Here is a 5,396-nt window from a genome sequence, read left to right as displayed (position 1 = left end):
CGGTAAGGCCCTTGGCCTCGGCGCGAGCGGCGGCCGCGTCATTGCGGACGGACAGCTGCATCCAGATCACTTTCGACAGGGGCGAGAGCGCCAAAGCCTCGTCCGTGATCGGCCCGGCGGCTTCCGAATTGCGGAAGATCTCGACCATGTCGACGGGAACCGGAATCTCCTTCAACGCACCGTAGACCGTCTTGCCGAGCAGCGTCTGGCCGGCAAGGCCGGGATTGACGGGGATGACGTCATAGCCGCGATCGAGCAGATACTTGGTGACGATCCAGCTCGGCCGCGCCTCGTTGGCCGAGGCGCCGACCAGGGCGATGGTTTTCACCTCGCGCAGGATGCGGCGGATTAGCGCATCTTCATAGGCCTCATGATTCAAGGTGCTGAATCCTCACGAGAAATACGCGGCGATCATGCCCCAGCATTTTGGCGCCGAGGGGCTGAACCACAGCTTTGCCACTCTTATCTGATTCAATGGAACACAGGGCGAACAACCCCGGTTGTTCCGTCATGAAAGGAGGGTCTACCATGTGCGACTATAGCCTGCACAATGTGATGTCCACTCCCGCCAAAGTGGGCGACGAACTGACGACCACCAGCTTCCCGAATTCGAGCACGCGCGGGTTCTGCACCTCGGCACAGCCGGAGGTTGCGGTCTGCGTGCTGCCCGGCACGGAGCTGGCGTTCGCGAGCGAGATCGAGTGCGATAGGGTGGTCGGCTTCCTGCCGCATCGCAAGATGGCAGCGACGATGGCCCGCTTCCGTCAGATCGATCTCGACAAGCCCTATGCGCATCACGATGCGCTCGAGCTGCCCGACGGGCAGGTCATTCTGCTGACGAACCTGTCTACGGGACAAAAGGCGACCGTTTTGCAGTTGCCAGCCGTGCCGCAGCCGGAAGAAGAGACCAAGGAGCACCTGCAAACCGAGATGCCGGAGCACTTCCCCGCGATCCTGTGAACAGGCGCCTGATGGATAGCTGCACGCGGCGTGTCACGGTTGTCGCCGCGTGCGGCGCTGATTCCGGATTGATGGAGAGGGCCCGACTGAGGCTCCTGAGCCGCTAGTTGCCGTTCCAGACCGGCTGGCGTTTCCCCATGAAGGCGCCGATCCCTTCCTCGGCGTCGCGGGCGAGCATGTTCTCGACCATGACCGCCGATGCGTGATCATAGGCTGCGGCGAGGCCCATCTCGCGCTGCTGGTAGAAGGCGCGCTTGCCGACCTTCACCGTGGCAGTCGATTTCGATGCGATCACGCCCGCCAGTCGCAAGGCCTCCGCAAGCGCTGCGCCCGCCGGAACGACCCGGTTGACCAGCCCCATCCGGGCCGCCTCCTCGGCCGGGACCATCTCGCCCAGCAGCAGCATCTCCAGCGCATGCTTCCCCGCGAGGTTGYGCGAGAGCGCCACCATCGGCGTCGAGCAGAACAGCCCGATATGGACCCCGGGCGTGCAGAACCGCGCCTGCGCGCCGGCGACGGCGAGATCGCAGGTCGCGACGAGCTGGCAGCCCGCAGCGGTCGCCGTGCCTTCCACCGCTGCAATGACGGGCTGGGGCAGGGCGGTGATTTGCTGCATCATGGCCGAGCAGCGGCCAAGGATATCGGTGAAATAGGCGCGGCCACGGTCTGGATCGGCGCGATGCGCGCTCATCTCCTTGAGGTCGTGACCGGCCGAGAAGACCGGGCCGGCGGCCGTCAGCACGACGGCGCGCACCGTATCGTCTGCCGCAATGGCCCCGAAAGCCTCGCTCAACGCGGCCAGCATCGCTTCGCCAAGCGGATTGCGCGCCTGCGGACGGTTCAGCGTCAGTGTCGCGATGCCGTCCTGGTCTGCGCGCAGCAGGACCCGGGCGGTGCCGGGCTCGATATGGGCATTCATGGCATGGCCTTTCGCATCCGTGGCTATTGTCGGAGCCCAACCGTCATGCTGCAAGGGGAGGAGTTTCCCGCTGGCATCCGGTTTCCCGCACATGACACCCCGCATGACGATCTCAGAGGTGGAGACCTATCTCGATCAGGTCTTCCCGCAACTCCATTATGGCGGGCGCACTCATTTCATCGAAGATGTCGGCCCGCTGACGGCGCGCATGCGCTGCGACTATCACGAGCGGCATTTGCGCCCGGGGGGCACGATCTCCGGTCCGACCATGATGGCGCTGGCTGATCTCGCCCTCTATGTCGCGATCCTCGGCCAGATCGGCCCGGTCGGCCTCGCTGTGACGACGAGCCTCAACTACAATTTCCTGCGCAAGCCGGGGCCGGTGGCGCTGATCGCGGACGCCAGGCTGCTCAAGCTCGGCAAGCGGCTCGCCGTCGGAGAGGTCGCGCTGTTCTCGCAGGGCGACAGCGAGATGGTCTGCCATGCGACCGGCACCTACTCGATTCCGTCGGAGCGCTAGGAGTCGAGCGCTGGTCCTGGCCGCAGAACCGTCTCCGTGGGGGAATCGGAGCGTCGGGAGAAGCGCAGGGAAAGGGATGATCCTGCCGGACCTCGCAGGATCGCTGGAACGGAATGCGGTATCTAAATACCGTTTTTGCCATTGCACTGAAAACAATGCGATTTTTCGCCTTGGACCGTGATCGTGGTGCTTGACAGTACGGCAGCTTGCCCCTATCCACCGCCCCACACCGCCGCCGGCCTTCCGGCGGCTTGTCCTTTTTCAAGCAACCGAAGGGTGCCGCGATGAAGACCGTCTCGCTCAAGCCCGCCGACGTCGAGAAGAAGTGGGTTGTGATCGATGCCTCCGGGCTGGTCGTTGGTCGTCTCGCCTCCGTTGTGGCGATGCGTCTGCGCGGCAAGCACAAGGCCGCCTACACCCCGCATGTCGACTGTGGCGACAACATCATCGTCATCAACGCCGAGAAGGTGGTCCTGACGGGTCGCAAGCGCGACCAGAAGGTCTACTACCATCACACCGGCTTCCCGGGTGGTATCAAGGAGCGTTCCGCCAAGTTCCTGCTCGAAGGCCGCTTCCCTGAGCGCGTCGTCGAGAAGGCTGTCGAGCGCATGCTGCCGCGCGGCCCGCTGTTCCGCCAGATCCTGGGCAACCTGCGCGTCTACAAGGGCGCTGAGCACCCCCACGCCGCCCAGTCGCCGGAGGCGCTCGACGTCGCCGCGCTCAACAGCAAGAATGCGAGGCTCTGATCATGGCTGAGGTTCTTCAGTCTCTCGAGCAGCTCGGCCAGGTCGCCAAGACGGCTCAGCCCGACGCTCCCGTTCACGTCAAGAAGGTCGATGCGCAGGGCCGCGCCTATGCCACCGGCAAGCGCAAGAACGCCATCGCCCGCGTCTGGATCAAGCCGGGCTCCGGCAAGATCACGGTCAACACCCGCGACCAGGAAGTCTACTTCGCTCGTCCGGTGCTGCGCCTGATCCTGCAGCAGCCGCTGATGATCGTCGACCGCATGACCCAGTACGACGTCGTCGTCACGGTCAAGGGCGGCGGTCTCTCCGGCCAGGCCGGCGCTGTGCGCCACGGCATCTCCAAGGCCCTGACCTTCTACGAGCCGGAACTGCGCGGTCCGCTCAAGAAGGAAGGCTTCCTGACCCGCGACTCGCGCGTCGTCGAGCGTAAGAAGTTCGGTAAGGCCAAGGCCCGCCGCAGCTTCCAGTTCTCGAAGCGCTGATCCGGCTCACGCAGTCTGGCTATGCTTACAGGGCGGCTCGCAAGAGCCGCCCTTTTCGTATTGGCTGCAGCTCCGCACCAGCTGGAGTCGCCGCCGATGAGCGCTACCCGTCCCGTTCTTCTCGTTACCGGAGGCAGCCGCGGCATCGGCGCCGCCATCTCAGTCATGGCGGCCGGTCGTGGCTATGATGTCGCCGTCAACTACCAGCGCGACGCGGCCGCGGCCGCAACGGTTGTCGCGGCCTGCAAGGCCGCGGGCGCAAGCGCCGTTGCACTCCAGGGCGACATGTCTGGTGAGGCGGATATCCTGCGCGTCTTCGCCGAGGCGAAGGGGAAGCTCGGGCCCATCGCCCAGGTCGTCAACAATGCAGGCATTACCGGTAAGTCGGGCCCGCTGGCCGAGGCGGACGCAGAGGTCATTCGCAACTGCATCGACGTGAACGTCACCGGCGCGCTGCTGGTCGCGCGTGAAGCGGCACGGGCGCTGCTCGCTCAGCCGGAGCGGAAGGGCAGGGCGATCGTCAACATCTCCTCGGCTGCGGCAACGCTCGGCTCGCCCGGCGAATATGTCTGGTACGCCGCCTCCAAGGGAGCGATTGATACGTTGACGGTTGGTCTGGCGAAGGAGCTTGCTCCAGCCGGCATCCGCGTCAATGCGGTTGCGCCCGGCATTACCGAGACCGRGATCCACGCCCTGTCGACGGGCGAAGCGGGCAGGGTCGAGCGCATCGCGCCGCTCGTTCCCCTGCAGCGGGCGGCGTCTCCGGACGAGATCGCCGAGGCCGTGCTGTTCCTGCTGTCCGAGGCTTCCGCCTATACGACAGGCGTGGTTCTGCGGGTGGCGGGCGGGCGCTGATAGCGCCGGGGCCCTGAACGACAGATTCGGCTGTGACTGCCGCCCGGCGCGGCTGGATCAGGGCAGCGGCCATGCTAAACCGCAGGCTCACGTCTCCGGTTCCAGCCTCCGCCATGCGCATCCTGCTCGTTCTCATTGCTTTCGGAATGATCGCAGTTCCCGCGCTGCTCGCGCTTGCGCGGACGGGGGAGCCGACCGGGCGTCGGGTCGGACGGGCGTTGATCATCTTCCTGACGCCGGCCTTCGCGCTCGGCCTGATCCATGGCGTGCCTGAACTCGATGGCCGCGCCCTGCAGAACCCCATCGCCTGGACCACGTTTCGGCTGGTCCTGACCGGCCTCGCCCTGATCCTGCCCTGGTGCCTCTATGTCTGGCTCACGGGCAGGCGCTGACTTCATTCACGGATTGCTGCCATGACCGAACCCGTCGACACCCCCTCCATCGACCACGCCTTCACCGGCGATCGGCGCGGCCCGGCGCAGGACCCGACCTATGCCGGCGCGCTCTCCTTCATGCGCCGCCGCTACAGCAAGGATGTCGCCGGCTGCGATCTGGTGATCTGGGGCGTGCCCTTCGATCTCGCGGTCTCCAACCGGCCGGGCACGCGCTTTGGACCGCAATCGTTGCGCCGCGTCAGTGCGATCTTCGACGGCGATGCCCAGTATCCGTCGCGCATCGACCCGTTCGAGCATCTCTCGGCCGTGGATTACGGCGACTGCTCGCTGCCGCGCAGCGACCTGCTGGGCTGCGCCAAGGCGATCGAGCGCGAATCCGCCGCGATCATCGCCACCGGCGCCCATCTGGTGACGCTCGGCGGCGACCATTTCATCACCCTGCCGCTGCTGCGCGCCCATGTCGCCCGCCATGGCAAGCTGGCGATCGTCCAATTCGATGCGCATCAGGACACCTGGGAC

Annotated in this window: 9 protein-coding genes; 7 read left to right on the top strand and 2 right to left on the bottom strand. The window is 65.8% G+C overall.

Going from position 1 to position 5,396, the window contains the following annotated elements; translation table 11 throughout:
* A partial coding sequence (locus AC1DJT_RS34100) for a CoA-binding protein (protein WP_476835814.1) occupies nt 1–379 on the bottom strand: 379 nt, incomplete at its 3' end.
* Nucleotides 380–528: 149 nt separating this feature from the next.
* Between AC1DJT_RS34100 and AC1DJT_RS34095 the strand changes: the two genes are divergently transcribed.
* Nucleotides 529–960, top strand: a complete 432-nt coding sequence (locus tag AC1DJT_RS34095; RefSeq protein WP_441508359.1) for a hypothetical protein — start codon at nt 529–531, stop codon at nt 958–960.
* Nucleotides 961–1,063: 103 nt separating this feature from the next.
* Here the strand turns inward: AC1DJT_RS34095 and AC1DJT_RS34090 are convergent, their stop codons facing one another.
* Nucleotides 1,064–1,879, bottom strand: coding sequence for an enoyl-CoA hydratase (locus AC1DJT_RS34090; RefSeq protein WP_476835813.1), 816 nt, complete (start codon nt 1,877–1,879; stop codon nt 1,064–1,066).
* A 103-nt stretch (nt 1,880–1,982) separates the two neighbouring features.
* Here AC1DJT_RS34090 and AC1DJT_RS34085 point away from each other — a divergent pair, with 103 nt between their 5' ends.
* From AC1DJT_RS34085 to AC1DJT_RS34060, 6 genes are all read left to right on the top strand, one after another.
* Nucleotides 1,983–2,399, top strand: a complete 417-nt coding sequence (locus AC1DJT_RS34085; protein WP_476770806.1) for a PaaI family thioesterase — start codon at nt 1,983–1,985, stop codon at nt 2,397–2,399.
* Nucleotides 2,400–2,683: 284 nt separating this feature from the next.
* Nucleotides 2,684–3,145: a 50S ribosomal protein L13 gene (gene rplM, locus AC1DJT_RS34080; RefSeq protein ID WP_113516586.1), complete on the top strand. Its 462-nt coding sequence runs from the start codon at nt 2,684–2,686 to the stop codon at nt 3,143–3,145.
* A gap of 2 nt (nt 3,146–3,147) precedes the next feature.
* Complete coding sequence (gene rpsI / locus AC1DJT_RS34075; RefSeq protein WP_043232079.1) at nt 3,148–3,627, top strand: 30S ribosomal protein S9; 480 nt, start codon at nt 3,148–3,150, stop codon at nt 3,625–3,627.
* 96 nt (nt 3,628–3,723) lie between these two features.
* Nucleotides 3,724–4,482 carry an SDR family oxidoreductase gene (locus AC1DJT_RS34070; RefSeq protein WP_476835812.1) on the top strand — a complete coding sequence of 253 codons (759 nt, stop codon included), beginning with the start codon at nt 3,724–3,726 and terminating at the stop codon, nt 4,480–4,482.
* A gap of 146 nt (nt 4,483–4,628) precedes the next feature.
* On the top strand, nt 4,629–4,874 hold the full coding sequence (locus AC1DJT_RS34065; protein WP_476770804.1) for a hypothetical protein: 246 nt from the start codon (nt 4,629–4,631) through the stop codon (nt 4,872–4,874).
* Nucleotides 4,875–4,895: 21 nt separating this feature from the next.
* Nucleotides 4,896–5,396: arginase family protein (locus AC1DJT_RS34060; protein ID WP_476835811.1), on the top strand; the 501-nt coding region annotated here is incomplete at its 3' end.

This window comes from Allobosea sp. 05T422_2 (genome assembly GCF_056396265.1).
This window is presented reverse-complemented; position numbering and strand designations above follow the sequence as displayed.